Annotated in this window: 24 protein-coding genes; 6 read left to right on the forward strand and 18 right to left on the reverse strand. The window is 71.4% G+C overall.

The features are described 5' to 3' along the window. The first annotated feature begins 15 nt into the window (after window positions 1-15). Both ACH4TV_RS34260 and ACH4TV_RS34265 read left to right on the forward strand, forming a co-directional pair. Complete coding sequence (locus ACH4TV_RS34260; protein WP_398405062.1) at window positions 16-567, forward strand: type 1 glutamine amidotransferase domain-containing protein; 552 nt, start codon at window positions 16-18, stop codon at window positions 565-567. Further along, complete coding sequence (locus ACH4TV_RS34265) at window positions 567-2,696, forward strand: catalase (protein WP_398405064.1); 2,130 nt, start codon at window positions 567-569, stop codon at window positions 2,694-2,696. The genes ACH4TV_RS34260 and ACH4TV_RS34265 overlap by 1 nt, the downstream gene beginning before the upstream one ends. A 63-nt stretch (window positions 2,697-2,759) precedes the next feature. Here the strand turns inward: ACH4TV_RS34265 and ACH4TV_RS34270 are convergent, their stop codons facing one another. The 3 genes from ACH4TV_RS34270 to ACH4TV_RS34280 form a co-directional block, all read right to left on the reverse strand. Continuing rightward, a complete protein-coding gene (locus ACH4TV_RS34270; protein WP_398405066.1) occupies window positions 2,760-2,993 on the reverse strand; it encodes a DUF6158 family protein in 234 nt (77 codons plus the stop codon). A gap of 152 nt (window positions 2,994-3,145) precedes the next feature. Beyond that, on the reverse strand, window positions 3,146-4,765 hold the full coding sequence (locus tag ACH4TV_RS34275; protein WP_398405068.1) for an ABC-F family ATP-binding cassette domain-containing protein: 1,620 nt from the start codon (window positions 4,763-4,765) through the stop codon (window positions 3,146-3,148). 179 nt (window positions 4,766-4,944) lie between these two features. Then, window positions 4,945-5,601 (reverse strand): histidine phosphatase family protein, encoded by a 657-nt coding sequence (locus ACH4TV_RS34280; protein WP_398405070.1) that lies wholly within the window; start codon window positions 5,599-5,601, stop codon window positions 4,945-4,947. Window positions 5,602-5,692: 91 nt separating this feature from the next. On the opposite strand from ACH4TV_RS34280, the gene ACH4TV_RS34285 reads away from it, so the two are divergent. From ACH4TV_RS34285 to ACH4TV_RS34295, 3 genes are all read left to right on the forward strand, one after another. Beyond that, on the forward strand, window positions 5,693-7,186 hold the full coding sequence (locus ACH4TV_RS34285; RefSeq protein WP_398405072.1) for a bifunctional phosphatase PAP2/diacylglycerol kinase family protein: 1,494 nt from the start codon (window positions 5,693-5,695) through the stop codon (window positions 7,184-7,186). A gap of 122 nt (window positions 7,187-7,308) precedes the next feature. Beyond that, complete coding sequence (locus ACH4TV_RS34290) at window positions 7,309-8,142, forward strand: class I SAM-dependent methyltransferase (RefSeq protein WP_398405074.1); 834 nt, start codon at window positions 7,309-7,311, stop codon at window positions 8,140-8,142. An 88-nt stretch (window positions 8,143-8,230) separates the two neighbouring features. Then, window positions 8,231-8,401: a DUF5670 family protein gene (locus ACH4TV_RS34295; RefSeq protein WP_398405076.1), complete on the forward strand. Its 171-nt coding sequence runs from the start codon at window positions 8,231-8,233 to the stop codon at window positions 8,399-8,401. Window positions 8,402-8,441: 40 nt separating this feature from the next. Here ACH4TV_RS34295 and ACH4TV_RS34300 read toward each other — a convergent pair whose 3' ends face one another. The 13 genes from ACH4TV_RS34300 to ACH4TV_RS34360 form a co-directional block, all read right to left on the reverse strand. After that, window positions 8,442-8,723, reverse strand: a complete 282-nt coding sequence (locus tag ACH4TV_RS34300; protein WP_398405078.1) for a gas vesicle protein K — start codon at window positions 8,721-8,723, stop codon at window positions 8,442-8,444. Continuing rightward, window positions 8,720-8,908, reverse strand: coding sequence for a gas vesicle protein (locus tag ACH4TV_RS34305; protein ID WP_398405080.1), 189 nt, complete (start codon window positions 8,906-8,908; stop codon window positions 8,720-8,722). The genes ACH4TV_RS34300 and ACH4TV_RS34305 overlap by 4 nt, the downstream gene beginning before the upstream one ends. After that, window positions 8,905-9,714: a GvpL/GvpF family gas vesicle protein gene (locus ACH4TV_RS34310; RefSeq protein ID WP_398405082.1), complete on the reverse strand. Its 810-nt coding sequence runs from the start codon at window positions 9,712-9,714 to the stop codon at window positions 8,905-8,907. Before ACH4TV_RS34310 ends, ACH4TV_RS34305 begins: the two co-directional genes overlap by 4 nt. After that, on the reverse strand, window positions 9,714-10,043 hold the full coding sequence (locus ACH4TV_RS34315) for a gas vesicle protein (protein WP_398405084.1): 330 nt from the start codon (window positions 10,041-10,043) through the stop codon (window positions 9,714-9,716). Before ACH4TV_RS34315 ends, ACH4TV_RS34310 begins: the two co-directional genes overlap by 1 nt. Further along, complete coding sequence (locus ACH4TV_RS34320) at window positions 10,040-11,104, reverse strand: SRPBCC family protein (RefSeq protein ID WP_398405086.1); 1,065 nt, start codon at window positions 11,102-11,104, stop codon at window positions 10,040-10,042. The genes ACH4TV_RS34315 and ACH4TV_RS34320 overlap by 4 nt, the downstream gene beginning before the upstream one ends. After that, window positions 11,101-11,745, reverse strand: coding sequence for a DNA primase (locus ACH4TV_RS34325; RefSeq protein WP_398405088.1), 645 nt, complete (start codon window positions 11,743-11,745; stop codon window positions 11,101-11,103). Before ACH4TV_RS34325 ends, ACH4TV_RS34320 begins: the two co-directional genes overlap by 4 nt. A 32-nt stretch (window positions 11,746-11,777) precedes the next feature. Then, the gene (locus tag ACH4TV_RS34330; protein WP_398405089.1) at window positions 11,778-12,026 is read right to left on the reverse strand and encodes a gas vesicle protein GvpG; all 249 of its coding nucleotides are present in this window, start codon (window positions 12,024-12,026) and stop codon (window positions 11,778-11,780) included. Then, on the reverse strand, window positions 12,017-12,844 hold the full coding sequence (locus ACH4TV_RS34335) for a GvpL/GvpF family gas vesicle protein (protein WP_398405091.1): 828 nt from the start codon (window positions 12,842-12,844) through the stop codon (window positions 12,017-12,019). The genes ACH4TV_RS34330 and ACH4TV_RS34335 overlap by 10 nt, the downstream gene beginning before the upstream one ends. Further along, window positions 12,841-13,266: a gas vesicle structural protein GvpA gene (locus tag ACH4TV_RS34340; RefSeq protein WP_398405093.1), complete on the reverse strand. Its 426-nt coding sequence runs from the start codon at window positions 13,264-13,266 to the stop codon at window positions 12,841-12,843. Before ACH4TV_RS34340 ends, ACH4TV_RS34335 begins: the two co-directional genes overlap by 4 nt. Window positions 13,267-13,360: 94 nt before the next feature. Further along, entirely contained in the window at window positions 13,361-13,672 is a 312-nt protein-coding gene (locus tag ACH4TV_RS34345; RefSeq protein ID WP_398405095.1) for a gas vesicle protein, read from the reverse strand. 68 nt (window positions 13,673-13,740) lie between these two features. Continuing rightward, window positions 13,741-14,664, reverse strand: coding sequence for a non-homologous end-joining DNA ligase (ligD, locus tag ACH4TV_RS34350; RefSeq protein ID WP_398405097.1), 924 nt, complete (start codon window positions 14,662-14,664; stop codon window positions 13,741-13,743). Next, entirely contained in the window at window positions 14,661-16,532 is a 1,872-nt protein-coding gene (locus ACH4TV_RS34355) for a transketolase (RefSeq protein WP_398405099.1), read from the reverse strand. Before ACH4TV_RS34355 ends, ligD begins: the two co-directional genes overlap by 4 nt. Beyond that, entirely contained in the window at window positions 16,529-17,956 is a 1,428-nt protein-coding gene (locus ACH4TV_RS34360) for an NAD(P)/FAD-dependent oxidoreductase (protein WP_398405101.1), read from the reverse strand. The genes ACH4TV_RS34355 and ACH4TV_RS34360 overlap by 4 nt, the downstream gene beginning before the upstream one ends. A gap of 222 nt (window positions 17,957-18,178) precedes the next feature. Between ACH4TV_RS34360 and ACH4TV_RS34365 the strand changes: the two genes are divergently transcribed. Beyond that, entirely contained in the window at window positions 18,179-19,135 is a 957-nt protein-coding gene (locus ACH4TV_RS34365) for an LLM class F420-dependent oxidoreductase (protein ID WP_398405103.1), read from the forward strand. Window positions 19,136-19,160: 25 nt separating this feature from the next. Here ACH4TV_RS34365 and ACH4TV_RS34370 read toward each other — a convergent pair whose 3' ends face one another. Continuing rightward, window positions 19,161-20,213, reverse strand: coding sequence for an SDR family oxidoreductase (locus tag ACH4TV_RS34370; protein ID WP_398405169.1), 1,053 nt, complete (start codon window positions 20,211-20,213; stop codon window positions 19,161-19,163). Between the two features lie 69 nt (window positions 20,214-20,282). Then, window positions 20,283-20,786 carry a phage holin family protein gene (locus ACH4TV_RS34375; protein ID WP_398405105.1) on the reverse strand — a complete coding sequence of 168 codons (504 nt, stop codon included), beginning with the start codon at window positions 20,784-20,786 and terminating at the stop codon, window positions 20,283-20,285. Window positions 20,787-20,863: the final 77 nt, after the last annotated feature.

The following is a 20,863-nucleotide window of genomic DNA, read 5'->3' on the forward strand; positions in this document are numbered from 1 at the left end:
GACACCGAGGAACTCATGCGTATCGCGTTTCTGACCGCGCCCGAGGGCGTCGAGCAGATCGAACTCACCGATCCCTGGCAGGCGGTGGCCGGCGCGGGCGGCGAACCCGTCCTCGTGTCGACGAAGCCGGGCCTGGTGCAGGCGTTCGACCATCTCGACAAGGCCGACACGTTCCCCGTGGAGGAAGTGGTCGGCGAGGTGCCGGCCGAGTCCTTCGACGGGCTCGTACTCCCCGGCGGAGTGGCCAATCCGGACTTCCTGCGCACGGACGAGCGCGCCGTCGCCTTCGTCCGGGACTTCTTCGACCGAGGCCGTCCGGTCGCCGCGATCTGTCATGCCCCGTGGACGCTCGTCGAGGCGGACGTCGTCCGCGGCCGGGTGCTGACCTCGTGGCCGAGTCTGCGCACCGACATCCGCAACGCGGGTGGCGAGTGGGTGGACGAGCAGGTGCGGATCTGCAGCCACGGGCCCAACACCCTGATCACCAGCCGCAAACCGGACGATCTGAAGGCGTTCTGCGAGGCACTCGTCTCCGAATTCGACACACTCGACGAAGGAGCCGTCTGATGGTTTTCGGCCGGAAGAAGCACCCGAGCGCGCCGGACCGCAAACAGGAACAGCGCGAGACGTTCCACGCCGACGATCCGGCGGGCGGCCCGCTCACCACCGACCAGGGCGTGGCCGTCGACCACACGGACGACTCACTCACCGTGGGCGAGCGCGGGCCGACGCTGATGGAGGACTTCCACTTCCGTGAGAAGCTCACCCACTTCGACCACGAGCGCATCCCCGAACGGGTGGTGCACGCACGGGGCGCGGGCGCCTACGGCTACTTCGAACCGTACGAGTCGTGCGCGGAGTTCACCCGTGCCGCCTTCCTCCAGGACCCGTCCGTGCGGACACCCGTGTTCGTGCGGTTCTCGACCGTGCAGGGGCCCCGCGGATCGGCGGACACCGTACGGGACGTACGCGGCTTCGCGACCAAGTTCTATACGACGGAGGGGAATTACGACCTCGTCGGCAACAACTTCCCCGTCTTCTTCATCCAGGACGGGATCAAGTTCCCCGATTTCGTGCACGCGGTGAAACCGGAACCGCACAACGACATCCCGACCGGCGCGTCGGCGCACGACACGCTGTGGGACTTCGTGTCGCTCCAGCCGGAGACCCTGCACGCGATCATGTGGCTGATGTCGGACCGGGCCATCCCGCGCAGCTACCGCATGATGCAGGGTTTCGGCGTGCACACGTTCCGTTTCGTGGCCGCCGACGGGCACGGCACGTTCGTGAAGTTCCACTGGAAGCCCAAACTGGGCGCGCACTCCCTGGTATGGGACGAGGCGCAGGAGTGCCAGGGCCGCGACCCGGACTTCAACCGGCGCGACCTGTGGGACGCGATCGAGGCCGGCGAGTACCCGGAGTGGGAGCTGGGCGTCCAACTCGTGCCCGAGGAGGACGAGTTCGCGTTCGACTTCGATCTGCTCGACGCGACGAAGCTCATCCCGGAGGAGCAGGTGCCCGTACGGCCCGTCGGCCGGATGGTCCTGAACCGCAACCCGGAGAATTTCTTCGCGGAGACCGAACAGGTTGCCTTCCACACCGCCAACGTCGTCCCGGGTATCGACTTCACCAACGATCCGCTGCTCCAGGCCCGCAACTTCTCCTATCTGGACACGCAGTTGATCCGGCTGGGCGGTCCCAACTTCGCCCAGCTGCCGGTGAACCGGCCGATCGCCCCGGTGCGCACCAACCAGCGGGACGGCTACCACCAGAGCGCGATCCACGGCGGCACGAACTACTTCCCCAATTCCCTGGGCGGCGGCTGCCCGGCCCACGCGGGCGTAGACGGCCATGCGTTCACGCACTACACCGAGCGGATCGACGGCCCGAAGATCCGACGGCGCAGCCCCAGTTTCCAGGACCACCACAGCCAGCCGGCGATGTTCTGGCACAGCATGGCGCCCTGGGAGAAGCAGCACATCGTGGCGGCCTTCCGCTTCGAGCTGGGCAAGGTCGGCGCCCTGACGGTCCGCTCCCGCACCGTCGAGCAACTGGCCGGGATCGACCCGGAGTTGGCGGCGGAGGTGGCCCGCGGGATCGGCGTGCCGGAACCGCCGCGGGCCGCCGGAGCAGGGGCGGGCAAGACGGTCTCCCCCGCGCTGAGTCTGGAGGCGCTGCGCGGTGACGGCTCGATCCGCACCCGGCGGATCGCGGTGCTCGTCGCCGACGGGGTGGACGCCGAGCAGATCGCCTCCGTACGGGAGGCGCTGGCCGCCGAGGGCGCGGTCGTCGAGGCGATCGCGGCCGAGGAGGGGACGGTACGGGGCCGGGACGACGACTGGTACACGGTGGACCGCGCGCTGCCCACGGTCGCGTCCGTGCTGTACGACGCGGTGCTGCTGCCCGGCGGCCCCACGGGCACTCCGCCCCCGGCGGCCGATCCCGACGCGATGCGTTTCCTGCGGGACGCGTACCGGCACGGGAAGCCGGTCGGCGCGCTGGGTTCCGGCGTGGGCGTCCTGGCGGCGCTGGAACCCGAGGGGCTGCGGATGTCGGCCGAGTTCCACCGGGTCGTGGCCGACCGGGGCGTGGTCACGGACACCGCGCCCGGCCCGGCGAGCGAGGAGTTCCGGGACGTCTTCGTCGCGGCGGTCGCGGCCCACCGGCACTGGGGCCGGCCGCCGGTGCACCGCTGAGCGTCACCGCTGCACGGCCGGTGCCGTTGCCGGGGACCCGATGACCCCCGGCAACGGCACCGCTCACGCCTCGGCGCAGCCCCGGTCCCGGGCGCCCTCGCGGGTGCGGCCGGCGACGACGGGGCGGCGCGGATGGCGGCGCAGGTACTCGCCCTCCAGCTGGGCCATGCGGTCGTTGTGGGCGCGCAACGCGTCGTTCGACGCGTGCAGCAGCGTGTCGTGGCGGGTGCGGTGGATCGTCTCCAGCTCCTTCATCAGCTGCTGGTCGTCCAGCCGGCCCGGGTCGACTCCGATCATGGTGGCACCTCGCTCGTCGTGGCCTTCGGTGCGGTCCGGGTACCCGCCAGGCGGGCGTTACTCAGGCGTCGGGAGAGAGCCGTGGACCTCGCTCCTCCCTCTACTGTCCACTGTACGAACATCGCGGCCCCGCGGCCCCACGGGCGAGGCCCTTACCGGGCGCGCTCCACCCGCCGCTCGTCCCACACCGGCTCGGGGGTCTCGCGGACCCGCCCGTCGCTGCCGAAGACCAGATACCGGTCGAACGAACGAGCGAACCAGCGGTCGTGCGTGACAGCGAGCACCGTGCCCTCGAACGCCTCCAGCCCCTCCTGGAGGGCCTCGGCGGACTCCAGGTCGAGGTTGTCCGTCGGCTCGTCCAGCAGCAGCGCGGTGACGCCCTCCAGCTCCAGGAGCAGGATCTGGAAGCGGGCCTGCTGACCCCCGGAGAGCCGGTCGAAGCGCTGTTCGGCCTGGGCGGTCAGCTCGTAGCGGCGCAGCCGGGAGGAGGCCGCGCCCCGGTCCTGCGCGTGCTCGGTCCACAGGATATCCAGGAGCGTACGGCCGAGCAGTTCGGGATGGGCGTGCGTCTGCGCGAAGTGCCCGGGCACGACCCGCGCGCCCAGTTTCCACTCCCCCGTGTGCGTGACGGTGTCGCCCGCGAGCAGCCGCAGGAAGTGCGACTTGCCGGAGCCGTTGGAGCCGAGGACGGCGACGCGCTCGCCGTAGAAGACCTCCAGGTCGAAGGGTTTCATCAGACCCGTGAGCTCAAGTCCCTTGCAGGTGACGGACCTTACGCCGGTCCGGCCGCCCTTGAGCCGCATGGTGATGTCCTGCTCGCGCGGCGGCTCGGGCGGCGGCCCGGCCTCCTCGAACTTGCGCAGCCTGGTCTGGGCGGCCTGGTAGCGGGACGCCAACTCATGGCTGATGGAGGCCGCCTGACGGAGGTTCAGCACCAGCTTCTTCAACTGGGCGTGCTTCTCGTCCCAGCGCCGGCGCAACTCCTCGAAGCGCGCGAACCGTTCGCGCCGCGCCTCGTGATAGGTGGCGAAGCCGGCACCGTGCACCCACGCGTCCGCGCCTGCGGGCCCGGGTTCGACGGAGACGATCTTCTGCGCGGACCGGGACAGCAGTTCCCGGTCGTGGGAGACGAAGAGAACGGTCTTCCGCGTCTCCTTGAGCCGCTCCTCCAGCCACCGCTTTCCCGGCACGTCGAGGTAGTTGTCGGGCTCGTCGAGCAGCAGCACCTCGTCCGTGCCGCGCAGCAGCGCCTCCAGCACGAGCCGCTTCTGCTCACCGCCGGACAGGGTGCGCACCAGCCGCCACTGGGCCTTCTCGTACGGCACCCCGAGCGCCGCCATGGTGCACATGTCCCACAGGGTCTCGGCCTCGTACCCGCGCGCCTCGGCCCAGTCGGAGAGCGCCTGCGCGTACTGGAGCTGGGCCGCCTCGTCGTCGACGGTCAGCATGCCGTGCTCGGCCAGGTCGACCGCCTTGGCGGCCTCCCGGATGCGGGGCGTGGCGACCGACACGAGCAGATCCCGGACGGTCGTCTCGTCCCGTACGGAGCCCACGAACTGGCGCATCACGCCGAGCCCACCGCTCACGTTGACGGTCCCGCCGTGCGGTTTCAGCTCACCGGAGATCAGCCGGAGCAAGGTCGTCTTCCCGGCCCCGTTGGGCCCCACCAGGGCCACGACGGCCCCCTCGCCCACCCGGAACGACACATCGCCGAGCAGCGCCCTCCCGTCGGGAAGGTAGTACTCAAGATGCGCCGCTTCCAGATGTCCCATGAGGCCGCATTCTCCGTCCCGACCCCAACCCCGAGCAAACCGATAACGCACGGCCGACGGTCACGGGTCACGCGCGCGTGGATATGCGGTCCTGATTGACGAGCGTGTGCAAGAGCGCCCCTTCAGGGGCGCGGGGAACTGCGCGACAAGCCCCCACCGGGCCCGCAGCCAAAAACCGCCTACCCCGCGGAGCCCAGCGGCTCACCGGCAGGCCCGCTCTCCTCAGCCGCCCCGACAACCGCCCCCGCCCAGGACACCGCCTTCCAGCCGTCTGCCGGTGAGCCCTCCAGGATCACCACACCCGTGTTGTCCAGCCGATGCTCCGCGGCAAACGGCACGTCGACATTGTCCGCCCGGGCCGCCGCCCACATCCGGATCACAGCGCCATGACTGACCATGACGACCGTGCCGGCCCCACTGTCCGCCGCCTCCGAGACCACCGCATCGAACCGCCCGAGCACCTCGACCCCGTTCTCCCCGCCCGGCATGCGCAGCCCCGCCTCACCGGCCGCCCACGAGAACAGCGTGGTCATGTACGTGTGCGCGGCCTCCGCGTAGCCGGGCATCATCTCCAGGTCCCCGGCGGCCACCTCCCGGATCCCGTCCCGCACGCGTACGTCCAGACCGCGCGCCCCGGCCAGCGGGGCGGCGGTCAGCTGCGTACGGGTCAGGGTGGAGGCGTACAGCGCGTCGATGTCCTCCCCCGCGAGCGCCTCCGGCAGCGCGGCGGCCTGCCGCTCCCCCAGTTCGGTCAGCCCGGGCCCCGGAACCGCGGTGTCCAGCAGGTACTCGACGTTCGACGGGGTCTGGCCGTGCCGGACGAGCAGCAGACGCATACGGATTTCCTCTCGCCCCACGACACTTGCGACAAGCCCCGTGACGAGTTCGACAAGACAAACGGGCCCACTTCAGGGTACCCAGAGCGTCATGACCGCAGACTTCGACCTCACCGTCCCGCAGCCCGGCCGTCACCCCCTGCGCAAGCACCTGCTGAATCTGGACCTCCGGCTGTTCGAGACCGCCGCCACCCTGAACTGGCCGGGCGCCGAGCCCGTCCTGCCGAAGCTGAGCCGCAGCGCGAACCACGGCGTCCTGTGGTTCGCGACAGCGGCCGCCCTCGCGGCCACCGGGAGCCCCCGGGCCCGCCGGGCCGCCGTCCGGGGCCTCGCCTCCCTCGCCGTGGCCTCCGCGACGATCAACACGGTCGGCAAGCGCTCGGTACGCCGGCCGCGCCCCGTGCTGGACCCCGTACCGATGGTCAGGCAGCTGAAGCGGCAGCCGATCACCACCTCGTTCCCGTCCGGTCACGCGGCGTCGGCGGCGGCCTTCGCGACCGGGGTGGCCCTGGAGTCCCGGGGCCTCGGGGCGGTGGTGGCGCCGATCGCCTTCTCGGTGGCCATGTCCCGTGTCTACACCGGGGTCCACTTCCCCAGCGACGTACTGGCCGGCGCGGCCCTGGGCGCGGGCGCCGCGTTCGCCGTACGGGGGCTCGTGCCGACCCGCGACCAGGCAGTGCCCCCGGCCCGTCCGCACGCTTCGGCGCCCGCGCTCGCCGACGGCGAGGGTCTGGTGATGGTGGCGAACTCGGCGGCGGGCAGCGCGGACCGGGCCCGCGCCCTGAAGGAGGTGCTGCCGCTGGCGGAGATCGTGGAGTGCGCGCCGGAAGACGTCCGGGGCGAGCTGGAGAAGGCGGCGTCCCACTGCCGGGTGCTCGGCGTGTGCGGCGGCGACGGCACGGTGAACACGGCCGCCGAGGTCGCCCTGCGTCACGGTCTGCCACTCGCGGTACTGCCCGGCGGCACGCTGAACCACTTCGCGCTCGATCTGGGCGTCGAGGGCGTCCGGGACGTCGGCCGGGCGGTGCGGCAGGGTGAGGCGGTGCGGGTGGACGTGGGCCGGTTCCGGTCCGGTGACCAGCAGGGCGTCTTCCTCAACACGTGCAGCCTCGGCGTCTACCCGGAGCTGGTCCGCGAACGGGAACGCTGGTCGGGGCGGATCGGCGGCTGGCCGGCCGGAGTTCTCGCGGCGGCACGTGTCCTACGCGCCGACCGTCACCCCTTGGAGGCCCAACTCCGGGGCGGATCACACCCGTTGTGGCTGCTGTTCGCGGGCAACGGCACCTACCACCGCGTGGGCCTCGCACCGGCCCGCCGTCTCGACCTGGCGGACGGGCGGCTCGACGTCCGGGTGGTGCACGGCGGGCGCAGGCCCGCGCTGCGGCTCCTGGCGGCGGCCCTGGCGGGCCCGCTCACCCGCTCCCCGGCGCACGCGGGCGTCCTGGTCCACCGTCTGCACGTGGACACCGTGGCGCCGGGGACGCTCCTCGCCTACGACGGCGAAGTCACGGAGGTGGCGGGCGAGGTGACGCTCGAGAAGCTCCCGGAGGCGCTGACGGTCTACCGCCCGCTCGACCGGACCTGACCGATCACCCGCACCGGCTGTCCACACTTCAAGACGCGGGTCTCATTATTCGGCACGACTGCGTACGGTGAGGGACATCGCCACGCCGCTTCCGCGGCGGGAGGACGAGAAGGGGCACGGTCATGTCCAAGCCGCAGTCGCAGCCGCAGGAGACCGCCGTCTACACGCACGGGCACCACGAGTCCGTGCTCCGCTCGCACACCTGGCGCACCGCCGCCAACTCGGCGGCGTACCTCCTCGGTTCGCTGAAGCCGCACATGAGGATCATGGACATCGGCTGCGGCCCGGGCACGATCACCGCCGACCTGGCGGAACTGGTCCCCGACGGGCACGTCACCGGCGTCGACCGGGCGCCCGGCATTCTCGACCAGGCCCGGGCCACGGCGGCCGAACGGGGCCTGGGCAACGTCGAGTTCGCGGTGGCGGACATCCACGCGCTGGACTTCCCGGACGACACGTTCTGCGTGGTCCACGCCCATCAGGTGCTCCAGCACGTGGGTGACCCCGTACAGGCGCTGCGCGAGATGCACCGGGTCACCAGGCCGGGCGGGTACATCGCCGTCCGCGACGCGGACTACTTGGCCATGGCCTGGTATCCGGCGTCGGCGGGCCTGGACGACTGGCTGGACCTGTACCGGCGGGTGGCCCGCGCCAACGGGGGCGAGCCGGACGCCGGGCGCCGGCTGAAGTCCTGGGCACTGCGCGCCGGTCTCACGGACATCACCGCCACGTCCAGCACGTGGACATACGCGGACGCCGGAGAGCCGGCCTGGTGGAGCGGCCTGTGGGCGGACCGGACGCTCGCGTCGGCGTACGCGGACCGGGCGACGGAGGGCGGGCACGCGACCGGGGCGCAGCTGCGGGCGGTGTCGGAGGCCTGGCGGGAGTGGGGACGGCAGGAGGACGCCTGGTTCACCGTGCCGCACGGCGAGATTCTCTGCCGGAAGGCCGCCTGACTTCTCCGCCTGATTTCTCCGGCTGGTTTCTCCGCCGGATGTCTGATTCGCGGATTCCGGGAAACCCGGAGTGCAGGAGGTTCACATTATGGTTCCCATCCTGCTCGTACTGCTTCTGGCCCTGATTCTGTTCGGTGCCGGATTCGCGGTGGAAATGCTCTGGTGGATAGCAGTGATCGTGCTGGTGGTCTGGCTACTGGGATTCCTGGTGCGAGGCACGAGCGCGGGCGGCGCAAGGGGCCGCTGGTATCGCTGGTAGGTAGTCGGTATTCGTAGCGGCGGTCACTCCCCGCGAAGCATCAGTCCCTGGGAAGCAGGGGTCCCAGCGGCCCGAGGTCCAGATTCAGGTCCTCGGGCCGCAACCCGTACCGCTCCCGCAGTTCGGCCATCCGGTCCTCCAGGAGCATGAGAGTGAGCCCGACGCGCTCCTCCTGCTCCTCGGTCAGCTCCCCCGTCTCGAATCGGCGTACTGCCTGCCTCTCCATGAGCTGGCGCAGCAGCTCCACCACGGTCAGGACGAGTTTGACCAGGTCGCGTTCGACGGTGTCGGGTTCGAGGTCGAGCCGGTTGCGGGTACTCATGTCAACTTCCCCCAGGGAGCGGGCACTTGTTCGTTCACCGAGCTGATCAGCGCGTTCAGGTCGATCCGTACGAGGTCCACGTCCGCGATGCGCAGGGTGATGTCCCCGGTGATGACGACCCCGCCGGCGAGCAGCCGGTCGAGCAGGTCGACGAGGGCGATCTCGCGGCGTTCTACGACGGTCACGCGTCCTCCCCCGCGGTCCCCGAGATGGACTCGGCGAACGAGTAGACGGCCCAGGGGCCGGTGAGTTCGACCCGCAGTCCGGATGCCTCGTCCTTCGTACGGTCGACCAGTTCCACGAATTGCTCGGAATCCGCGCGCGGTACGAGATACGCCGCGTTGAGCACATTCAGCCCGGCCGCGCCGGAAAGCTCGGAGTTCTGCGGTGGATGCAGCCGGGAATCCTCGGCATGCCCGGAAAGAGTGCGGTGCAATTGGTCGGCGAACACCTCGGCGTTCCGCCACCGGTCCTCGTTCGTCCGGGCGCGCCGGCGTCGCTGGCGCAGATAGTCCCGGCCGGTGGTCGCGGGCGCGTCCGCCGGCGTGGAGGCCGCCGGAGAACCCGTTCCGGCCACTTCGGTCTCCGAGGTCTCCTTTTCGAGGTACACCTTCACACCCCACTCCACCCGCCCTTCCAGGCGGTCCAGAGCGCTCCGGAAGTCGTCCTCGCGTTCTTCCATCATCACGCGTACGCCGCTGTCGTCCCGGAACACGGTGGCGAGCCGGAGCGGCAGCGGGGTCGTGACGGCGGTCAGCGCGTCGATCACGGCCTGGTGGGCGCGTGCGGTCACGGTCAGCCAGTCGAGGTCCTCCAGCCGGTCCCGGAGCGCCTCCTCGGCGAAGTCCGCCTCCGGGACCGTACTGACGACGGCGACGAGGCCGTGATGGGCGAGCAGCTTGGGCGGGGCGCCCGCGACTCCCGTCAACTGGGCCTGAAGCGCCGCGCCGAAGGGACGGCAGACGGCGTACACGTACCGAAGCCCGCCCATCAGGAGGCCTCCTTCGGCGCGGGCCCGCTCTCCAGCTCGGCGAGTCTCGCGCGCAACTCGGTGTTCTCGCGGGCGAGTTCGTTGCGGTGGGCGCGGGAGGACAGGGCCGGGTCGTCCTCCCACCAGTCGATGCCCATCTCCTTCGCCTTGTCGACCGAGGCGACGATGAGCCGCAGTTTGATCGTGAGGAGTTCGATGTCGAGCAGGTTGATCCGGATGTCGCCCGCGATCACGACGCCCTTGTCCAGCACGCGTTCCAGGATGTCGGCGAGGTTGGCGCTGTTGTCGTGCCCGTAGGGCTGGGGCATCCGACTGGCCGGCGACGTCATCGCCGGCTCCCCGCACGGGCCTCGGACTCTGGCTCGGGTTCGTACGCGTCCTCGTCTTCGTCCTCGTACACGTCTTCGGCCTCCTCCTCTTCCTCGTACCCGGCCTTCTCGTCCGTCTCGTCCTCGTTCTCGTATTCGCCCTCGGGTTCGGTTTCCTCGTCCGGGTACTCGCCCTCTTCTCGTTGTTCCCCTTCGCGCTCCTCCGCGAGGGCGTCCTCATGGCTGCGGACCACCTCGCCGTCGCGGATCTCCCCGCGCCAGCCGTCGTCCGCCTCGCCCTTGAGGGTGATGAAGCGGGTGAAGTTCTTGAGGTCGAGCCGGGCGCGGCGGCCCTGGGAGCGCCAGATGTTGCCGGTCTTCTCGAACAGGCCCTTGGGGTAGTACTCGACGACCAGCAGGACGCGGGTGAGGTTCGGGGCCAGCGAATGGAAGGAGACGACGCCCTTCGTCGTGCCCTTCGCCCCCTCCGACGTCCAGGAGATCCTGTCGTCGGGCACCTGCTCGGTGGTGTGGGCCTTCCAGCTCCGGTTGGACCAGAAGATCTTGAGCTGCCAGTCGGAGGTCGTGTCGTCGGCGCGGTTCGCGCTCTTCACGCCCTTCGCGAAGGTGCTGAAGTCCTGGTACTGGGTCCACTGGTCGTAGGCGGTGCGCAGCGGGACGCCGACGTCGACGAACTCGATGATGACCGTCGGCTTCTTGCCCGCCCCGCCCTTCCGCCTGCCCTTGCCGCCGGTCAGGTTCTTGAAGGCGCCGACCACACTGTCCTTGGCGCGTCCGGCGCCGACCTCCAGGGCGGAGCGCAGGGGGCCCTTGCCGTCGGCGAGTTTGCGGCCGCCGTCGAGGGCCAGTTTGGCGAAGCCGGGGCTGTTGCCGGCCGCGATGTCGTTGAGTTTGACGGTCGTCTCACCGAGCCGGTGTCCGACGCCCATCAGCAGCCGCTGGGCCTGTGCGGCGAGGTACTCCTGAACCTCCGCCTTGAGCCGATCGGCCGCCTCGCTCCGGGCGACATCGGTGACCGGGTTGCTCTTCGCGGATCCGACGGACCTGAGGGTGTCGGTCATCGTCCACCGCCTTCCTTCGGCAGCCGGGCCCGCGCGCCACGGCCGGCGTCACGAGCGGCAGCCGTCTTCTTGGCTGTCGTCTTCCGGGCCGAGGAACGGTCCGGCGCCGACGTCTTCTTCGCCGCCGCCTTCTTCGCGGGAGCCGTCCTGACGGCCGTCTTCTTCGCCGTCTTCTTCTTCGCCGGGCCCCCGCTCCTCTCGTTCCTCTCGGCGCGCGGCTCCTCGTCGGCCGCCTCCTCGTACGCGTCTCCGTCTTCGTCCTCGTACTCGTCCTCGTAGTCGTCGCGGCCCCGGTCGCGCCCCAGGGCGGTCGGGTCCGGTACGACGCCCGCGAGCTGGTCGCGGACCTCCGAGGTGCGGCCGTGCAGACGGTCGGCGAGGGCCTCGATCTGCCGCTCGACCATCGCGCCCGAGGCCGCCTTGCCGACACCGCGCAGGTCCTCGCGCAGCTGGTCCCCGATCTCCTTGAACTGCGGGTTGTCACGCAGTTGCGAGGACACCAGGTCCGTGAGCGCCTTCGGGCTCAGCTGCATGCGCTTGCCCGCCACCAGCGTGCCGACGGCGAACGCCAGTTTCAGTTTCTTCGTCCGCCCCAGTACGTATCCGGCCCCTACCGCGAGGCCCAGGCCCACTCGGTTCATCGTCGCGCCCACTTCATCGTCGTACCATCCCGTCAGTCGGTGCCCGCGCCGGTGCGCAGGCCTGTTTCCAGCCGGTCGAGGAGTTCGTCCTCAAGGCGGTCGAACTCCTCCTCATCGATCTCGCCCGCTTCCAACCGCTCTTCCAGCAGGGCGAGTTCGGCGCGCACCGCGGCCGGGTCGTAGTACAGCCGCTCGGCCTCGTGGAGCACCTGGCCGATCACCCAGGCGCTGCCGCGCACCGGTGCGAAGGGCAGCAGCAGCACCTCGCCGATCAGTCCCATGTGCGCCTCTGCTCCGCCCCGGTACCCGCGGGCTCGGCCGGGCCGGGCTCGACGAAGCTGTAGGGCGGCAGCGGTCCGTTGACGCGCAGTTCGAGATACGGACGGGCCTTGCGCAGCTGCTCGGTCGCGGTGATGAACAGTTCCGCCGAGTCGCGGGCCACCAGGAACGACACGTTGGCCAGCCAGCCGGTCGAGTCGGCACCCACGCTCACCGCCACCGCGGACGGCTCCAGCGCCTGCCGAACATCGACGGCGTCCTCGGCCTCCCGGGCCTTCACCGCGCCCACGACCATCTCGCCGAGGCGCACCCGCTCCTCGTAACTGCCGCCGCCCGCACGCCTGTTGGCCTCGGTGAATGCCCGTAACTCCGGGTTCTCCGCCAGCACCCGGTGCAGGACGGCCTCTTCGTCATGGCTCGCCTTGACGTTGTACTCGACCTTGCCCTCAAGGGCTTCGAGCCGCTCCTTGTAGTGCTCGGCGCGCTCGGTCAGTACGGCGGTGACCGCGTCGTCGTCCGGCGCGACGCTGCCGAACCGCATGGGCAGCACACAGCCGGCCGAGCCCGCCTCCTCCAGTACGTGCTGGTGGGCGAGCAGGTCCTTGCGCTTGGGGCGCAGCTTCTCGGGTGCGTCGCTGACGATCGCCGCCAGGACGCCTGCCGTCAGGACGCGCACGGGACGCGCCGGGTCGCCGACTCCGCGCAGCTCCTCGGCGAAGGAGGGGAGTGCGGAATGCGAACCGGCGGTGATGCCGTAGACGTAGGTACCCGCGCTCGTGTCGTTGCCCGTCCCCGTCTCCGTGCCTGGACTCGTGCTCACTCCTGCTCCTCCTTCCTGCGTGCGGACGTGGTCTTGCGGGCGCGTTGCCTGGGTTCGGCCTGCCCCTCCTCGCGGGCCTGCCGGAAGGCGTCCGAGATGGTGTCGGCGGCGCCGGACAGTGCCCCCTTGGACTTGCCGCGCGCCCCGGACTCGGTGATCTCACCGACCAGGTCGGGCAGTCCGGGGCTCCGGTGCGGCCCGGCCTCCAGGTCGAGCCGGTTGCACGCCTCGGCGAACCGGAGGTAGGTGTCGACGCTGGCCACGACGACCCGGACATCGATCTTCAGGATCTCGATACCGACCAGGGAGACCCGCACGAACGCGTCGATGACCAGCCCCCTGTCGAGGACGAGTTCCAGTACGTCGTAGAGGCCGCTGGTGCCGCCTCCACCACCGCTCTGTTGTGCCGGGACTACGGTCATTCCGTCCGCCCCTCCTTGTTTGTTGATGCGTCTGTTGATGCGCTTCGTCTGTTGATGCGCCGTCTGTTGATGCGCCGTCTGTTGATGCGCCTGTTCATCGGCCTTCGGACCTTCGCGCGTCGGCGCGGCCGCGTTCGTAGCGGCGGACCCGCCGGTAGCCGGTGAGTTCGCCGCGCTCGTCGAGGTCCACCTGATAGTTCGCCAGCAGGCTCATGGTGTCGGGGACCCTGGAGACCTCCAGTACCTCGATCTCCAACGCCCAGCCGTTCTCCGTCTGTTCGAAGGACGACACGGTCTCCGCGGTCATGCCGGTGAGTTCCGCGAGCTGGGCGCGTGCCCGACGCATGATGTCCATGGGCGACTCGGGTGTGTTCGGCGTGTTCTCTGTGTTCGATGAATTCGTCATGGATTCCCCTGGCCTCCGGGTGGCCAGGGGCGCGTCGCTCAAACCCCGTGGGCTCAAACCCCGTGGGCTCAGACCATCAAGTCGAGCTTTCGCCGGGCCGGCCCCAACGCCCGTCCGCGTCCCATCACTTCGCCCCAGGGACGCGTACGGGCCTGCTCGACCGCGTCCGCGATCGTCCAGCGGCGGGCGGTCAGGTCCGGGGCGACCAACTGGTCCCAGCCGATGGGGACGGCCACCGGTGCCCCGGGTTTCGCCCGGACGGTGAACGGCACGACGGCGGTCTGCGCGTAGGCGTTGCGCTGCACGTCGAGGTAGAGCCGGTCGCCGCGTTCCTTCTTGCGGACGGCGGTGGTCAGCCGGTCGGGGTGCGCGGAGGCCAGCACCTCGGCGACCACCTTGGCGAACTCCCGTACCTCGTCGAAGCCGTGCTGCCCGCTCAGCGGCACAACGATGTGCAGCCCGCGCGAGCCGGTGGTCATCAACGCGGACGGCAGCCGCAGCATGTCGAGCAACTCCCCCAGATACAGGGCCGTTTCCCGCACCCGGGCGAAGTCGTCGCCCGCCGGGTCGAGATCGAAGACCATACGGTCCGGCTGTTCGACGCGGCCCACCCGCGAGAGCCAGCGGTGCAGGGTGAGGGATGCCTGGTCGGCGAGGTGGACCAGGGTCGCCGTGTCGTCGCAGACGGGGTGGACGACCGTACCGCCCTCCTTCTTCACCTCGACCCGGTTGATCCACTCCGGGTAGCTGTCCGGGATGTTCTTCTGCATGAAGCGGGGGCCCTCGATGCCGTCCGGGTGGCGTTCCAGCATCAGCGGGCGCCCGCGCAGGTGGGGCAGCATGAACGGGGCGACGGCCAGGTAGTAGTCGACGAGGTCGCTCTTCGTGTACTCCTTGACGCCGTCGCCGCCCGGGAACAGCACCTTGCCCGGCCGGTGGACGTCGATGGTCCGCCGGCCGGCCCGCACCCGCCGCACCTGGTCGTCGCTCACGGCACGACCGCCTCCTCCACCAGCAGCCGGCCCGCCGCCGTGATCGACTCGGCGCCGATGCCCGCCGCGTGCAGCTGCTCGTCGGGGCTCGCCGAGCCGGGCATCGTACGGACAGCGAGGCGCACCAGGCGTGGCAGGGGCCGTCCGTCGAGGAAGGCGTCCAGGACGGCGTCCCCGATGCCGCCCTCCTCGCGGTGGTCCTCGACGGTGAGCAGACAGCCGGTGTCCTCGGCGGCCTTGCGCAGGGTGGGCCGGTCGACGGGCTTGACGGAGTACAGGTCGACGACCCGGACCGGAATGCCCTCGGCGCCGAGCGCGTCAGCGGCGGCCAGCGCCTCGTGGACGGTCACGCCCGCCGCGACCACCGTCAGCCGGTCGTCGCGCCCGGCGGAGCGCAGCACCTTGCTGCCGCCGACGGGGAACTCCTCGTCGGGCCCGTACAGCACCGGTGTCCTGCCGCGCGAGGTCCGCAGATAGCGGATGCCGTCGAGCCCGGCCATCGTGGCGACGAGCTGTGCGGTCTGGTGGGCGTCGCACGGATACAGCACCGTCGAGCCGTACAGCGCGCGGAACATCGCCAGGTCCTCCAGGCCCATCTGGGAGGGCCCGTCCTGTCCGATCGCGACGCCCGCGTGCGAGCCGACAAGGTTGATCCCGGCGCCGCTGACCGCCGCCATGCGCAGGAAGTCGTGCGCGCGGGTCAGGAACGCCGCGAACGTCGACGCGTACGGCACCCAGCCGCGCGCCGCCAACCCGACGGCTGCGGCGACCAGTTGCTGTTCGGCGATGTAGCACTCGAAGAAGCGGTCCGGGTGCTCCTTGGCGAAGAACTCGGCGCGCGTCGAGTCGCTCACCTCGCCGTCGAGAGCCACGACATCGCCTCGCGCGCTGCCGAGCGCGGCGAGCGCCTGCCCGTAGGCGTCCCGGGTGGCGACCTCGTCTCCCTTGTCCCAGCGGGGCAGTTCGAGGTGCCCGGCCCGTACGGCGTGCAGCGCCCGGGCGGCCCGCGGTTCGCGCACACGGACGCGCAGCTCGCGCGGACCGCCGAGTTCGGCGATCGCCTCGTCGGCGTCCGGCAGCGGTTTGCCGTGCTGTCCCTCGCGGTCCTCGACGGCCGCGACGCCCTTGCCCTTGAGGGTGCGGGCGAGGATGACGACGGGCTGTCCGGTGGTGGACTCGGCCTCGCCGTAGGCACGGTCGACAGCGTCGACATCGTGGCCGTCGACCTCCACGGTGTGCCAGCCGAAGGCCTTGAACCGGCGGGCGTACGCGTCGAGATCGTGCCCGTGCCGGGTCGGCCCGCGCTGCCCCAGCCGGTTGACGTCGACGACGGCGACGAGGTTGTCGAGATGCTCGTACGAGGCATGCTCGGCGGCCTCCCACACCGACCCCTCGGCCAGCTCGCTGTCCCCGCAGAGCACCCACACCCGATACCCGGTCCGGTCGAGCCGCTTCCCGGCCAGCGCGATGCCGACCCCGACGGGCAGCCCCTGTCCGAGCGAGCCCGTGGCCGTCTCGACCCAGGGCAGCCGCCGGGGCGTCGGATGCCCTTCGAGCCGGCTGCCCAGCTCACGGAAGGTGAGCAGTTCGGCGTCGTCGATGGCGCCGGCCGCCTTGTAGGCGGCGTAGAGCAGCGGCGACGCATGCCCTTTGGAGAGGACGAGCCGGTCGTTGCCGGGGTGGGCGGGGCGGTCGAAGTCGTAGCGGAGGTGGCGGGCCAGCAGTACAGCCATCAGGTCGGCGGCGGACATGGACGAGGTCGGATGCCCGGAGCCCGCGGCGTCGGCGGCTCGAACGCTGTCGACGCGCAACTGCTGTCCCAGCTCGGCGAGTTCGGTGGTGCTGTGCAGGGGATCGGCGGTTTTCACGACGTTCCTTCCGAGTCCGAGGACTGCTTCGGGGGCTGCTTCGGAGTGTGCTCCGGAGACCGTTCGCGGGATGTCCGCACCCCGGCCGGCACCCGCGCCAGCTCCGGTGACGCCGTGTCCAGCGGCACCGACCAGGACCGTACGAGCCCCAACTGCACGCCCTGGCGCGGCAGTACGGCGTCCAGCAGCCAGTCCGCCGCGACGCGCACCCGGTTGCCGGGCATCGCCGCGAGGTGGTAGCCGCGGGCGACCGCACCGGCGAGCGGCCCGGACAGCGGGACGCCGAGCGGATTGGCGGCGGCCTTGACCCCGCCGAGGTCGACGACGAACCCCAGGTCGCGATGGCGGTAGGAGCGGCGGGCGCCGATCCCGAGCGAGGCGGCGACGTTGCGGGCCGCGACCTTGCCCTGCCGCCAGGCGTGCTGCGCGGTCATCCCGGTGCTGTGCCTTTCTGGGGGAGACCCCCCAGACCCCCCGGCACCGGGCTTGGTCAGGTCGGGCACGGCGGCGGCGTCCCCGCACGCGAACACCTCGGGGTGGCCCGGCACCTGGAGGAACGGGTCGACGATCAGCCGGCCGCGCTCCAGTGGCTGTCCGATGCCCTCGACCAGCGGGTCGGGGCGCACGCCGACGCACCACACCAGGGTGCGGGAGTCGACGAACTCCCCGTCGGACAACAGGACTCCACCGGCCGTGGCCTCCTTCACGGAGGCTCCCGTGCGCACGTCGACGCCCCGCTGCCGCAGTACCCGGTCGGCGGTGCGCGAGAGCCCCTCGTCCAGTTCGGGCAGGACGCGCGGCGCGATGTCGAGCAGCAGCCAGCGTGGCCGCATGCCTTCGCGCAGGGGCTGCTTGCGCACCAGCGCGTCGGTCAACAGCTGCCCCTGCGCGGCGACTTCGGTACCGGTGTAACCGGCGCCGACCACGACGAACGTACAGCGGGAGGCGCAGCTCTTGGGGTCGTCGGCGGCAGCTGCCAGCTCGACCTGCCGGGTCACGTGGTCGCGCAGATACAGCGCCTCGGGCAGGCCGCGGAAGCCGTGCGCGTTCTCGGCGACGCCGGGAACCGGCAGCAGCTTGTTGACGCTGCCGACGGCGAGGACGAGCCGGTCGTAGCCGAGGGTTCCGTGCTCGCCCTCGGGGTCGGTGTAGCGCACGGTGCGGGCCGCGAGGTCGATGCCGTCGGGCTCGGCCTCGCCGAGCACCAGCCGTACGTGACGCAGAGTGCCGGGGAGGGAGACGGTGACGCGGCGCGGTTCCAGGACACCGGCGGCGACCTGGGGAAGCAGGGGCAGATACAGAAAGTAGTCGTGGGGGTTGAGGAGGGTGATGTCGGCCTTGTGCCGGGTCAGCCGGGTCAGGGTGCGGGCCGTCTGGTACCCGGCGAAGCCGGCGCCGACGATCAGGATGCGGGGTCGACTCACGTTTCGCCTCCGGCGGTGTCGCACGTGCAGAGCCTTCGGTCATTCGTACGAACGCCGTCCTGGGCGCCGTACGGAGTCTTCCGCGTCCCCTTGGTCGGGGCGCCCAAACGTTCGGCGGCGGGTGGTTCGGCCTCGTGTCCTTCGTGCCCGCGCCGATTTCTCCCGCGCCCGCTGGGTACCCGGATCGCACCCCGACCCGTACCCCTTCCGGAGGTGCTTCTCATGCCCGAATACGGCTATTTCCTCGCGTGCGAGGAGTTCGGCCCGGCGGACCTCGTCGAGCAGGCGAGGCAGGCCGAACAGGCCGGGTTCCAGGCGCTGTGGATCTCGGACCACTACCACCCGTGGAACGACGCCCAGGGCCAGAGCCCCTTCGTGTGGTCCGTGATCGGCGCGCTGTCACAGGCGGTGTCGCTGCCCATCGAGACGGCCGTGACCTGCCCGACCGTACGGACGCACCCCGCGGTGGTGGCGCAGGCGGCGGCGACGAGCGCGGTGATGACGGACGGTCGTTTCCGGCTCGGCGTCGGCAGCGGCGAGGCCCTGAACGAGCACATCCTCGGCGACCAGTGGCCGCCCGCGCACATCCGGCTGGAGATGCTGGAGGAGGCGATCCAGGTGATGCGCCGCCTCTTCACCGGCGAGGAGGTCAACCACCAGGGCCCGCACTACACCGTGGAGAACGCCCGCCTCTACACCGTCCCCGACGAGCCCGTCCCCATCGACGTCTCCGGCTTCGGCCCCCAGGCGACCGCCCTCGCGGCCCGGGTCGGCGACGGCTACATCACCATGGGACCCGACGAGGACCTGACGACCCAGTTCCGCAAGGGCGGCGGGGGCTCGGGACTCGTCAGCGGCGGTACGAAGGTCTGCTACGGCCCCGACCGCGACGAGGCGGTCCGTACGGTGCACCGGCTGTGGTCCAACCAGCTGCTGCCCGGCGAGATGGGCCAGATCCTGCCCACGCCGAGCCACTTCGAACAGCTGGAGTCGCTGGTCACCGAGGACATGGTGCGCGAGAACACGGTGTGCGGCGCCGACGCCGACGAACACGTTTCCGCGCTGTCCGCCTTCGCCGACGCGGGCTTCGACCGGGTCTACGTCAGCCAGATCGGCCCCGACCAGCGCGGCTTCTTCGACTTCTACCGGACGAAGGTGCTGCCCCAGCTGACGGGCTGACGGGAAGTCCGACCTCCGACCAGGGTCACCGGCCGCCCCGGCGACCGCCGCGCCTCAGCCCGGCGGTCGCCGCGGCGCCCAGGCCCGCCGCCACGAGCAGTCCCGCGCCCACGCGCCCCCGGTTCCGCGAACCCCACTCCTGTGGGCCTCCGTCCACGGCCTCCGCGTCGAAGCGCCCGTGCGCACCGAAGTCCCGCCCCTGCGTACCGTCCGCCGGGCTCCAGAGGTTTCCCAGACTTCCCAGGTCCCCGGGGCCCCCGGTTTCTCCTGCGGCTCCGGCGGGTCGGGCGGCTTGGCCGTCGTCCCGCTGCGCCCGGAACCCGTTCCTCGCGAGGTACCGGTCGAGCAGCCCGGGAGCCACCGCGTTGGCCAGCAGCGTGGCCACCGTGGAGCCGCCCACCCAGTACTCCCGGCGCCGCCCGTGCGAGGCCGCGTGCACGATCGCCCGCGCCGCGACCTCCGGTTGGTACACGGGCGGCACCGGCCGGGCCGGATCCGGCGTCCGCCTCAACACCCAGTCGAACTGCGGGGTGTTGAGGGCCGGCAACTGCACCATCGTCGTACGGACCCGGCTGCCCTGGTGCAGGAGTTCGCAGCGCAGGGACTCGTTGAAACCCTGGATCGCGTGCTTGGCCCCGCAGTAGGCGGACTGAAACGGGATGCCCCGGTAGGCGAGCGCCGAACCGACCTGCACGATCGTGCCGCGGTCGCGCGGGAGCATGTGTCGCAGCGCGGCCCGGGTCCCGAACGCGTAGCCCAGGTACGTCACTTCGGTAACCCGGCGGAACTCGTCCGGGGTGATGGCGGTGAACGGTGCGAAGACCCCGGCGAAGGCGTTGTTGACCCATACGTCGATGGGCCCGAACGCGTCGGCGACCTGCTGTGCGGCGGCGTCGACCGCGGGGGCGTCGGCCATGTCGACGGGGACGACGAGTGCCTCACCGCCGGCTCGCCGTACGTCGTCCGCCGCCGCGGCCAGGCCCTCGCGTCCCCGGGCCAGCAGGGCGACCCGGTCGCCCCGGGCAGCGAAGGCCACGGCCGCGGCGCGGCCCGTCCCGCCACTGGCCCCTGTCACCACGACGACCCTGCGGCGCCTCGGCAGGAACCCCGCCCGTGGCGCCGGTTTGGTGTGCCATCGCACCGGCGGTCACCCCCGGTGGTGCGGCGCCTCGGGATCGATGTCGTCCTGACGCGGCGCTCCCGGCGGGGACATGTCCGGCGCGGGTCCGCCGGGCGCCACCGGGGGAACGGGCGGAACGGGTCCGCCGAGCCCGCCGGTCGGGGGTACCACGGGCGGTACGCCCCCGGCGGTGCCGGGAACCCGGTCGCCCTGGCCGGCCCGGGGGTGGGCACCCGCCGGCTTCGGGCGGGCCATGCCGCGCAGAACGTAGGCCACGGCGCCGAGAATCACCGCGGTGACGAGGGCGGCGACCCAGTCAGGCATCCCCTCCGCGAGGGCGAGTCCCAGGGTGAGCGCGACGGCCGCGCCCGCGTACAGGGCGACGGCGCCCGACGTGGCGTACAGCGCGGCCGTGCGGCGCTGTTTGCGGGTCTGTTCGCGCAGTTCGTCGCGCACGGCCTCGCGCGCCACCTGCGCCAGTTCGTCGACCAGATGCTTGTCGAGATGTTCCAGGTGATCGATGCGGTCCATGCGCGCCGGGTACCCCGGGCCGGGCGCGCTTAACGCCACCCGCCCCGGGTACCCGCCGGGCTCGCTCACCCGAGCCC

It is taken from the genome of Streptomyces sp. NPDC020898 (assembly GCF_044333925.1).
GTDB lineage: Bacteria > Actinomycetota > Actinomycetes > Streptomycetales > Streptomycetaceae > Streptomyces.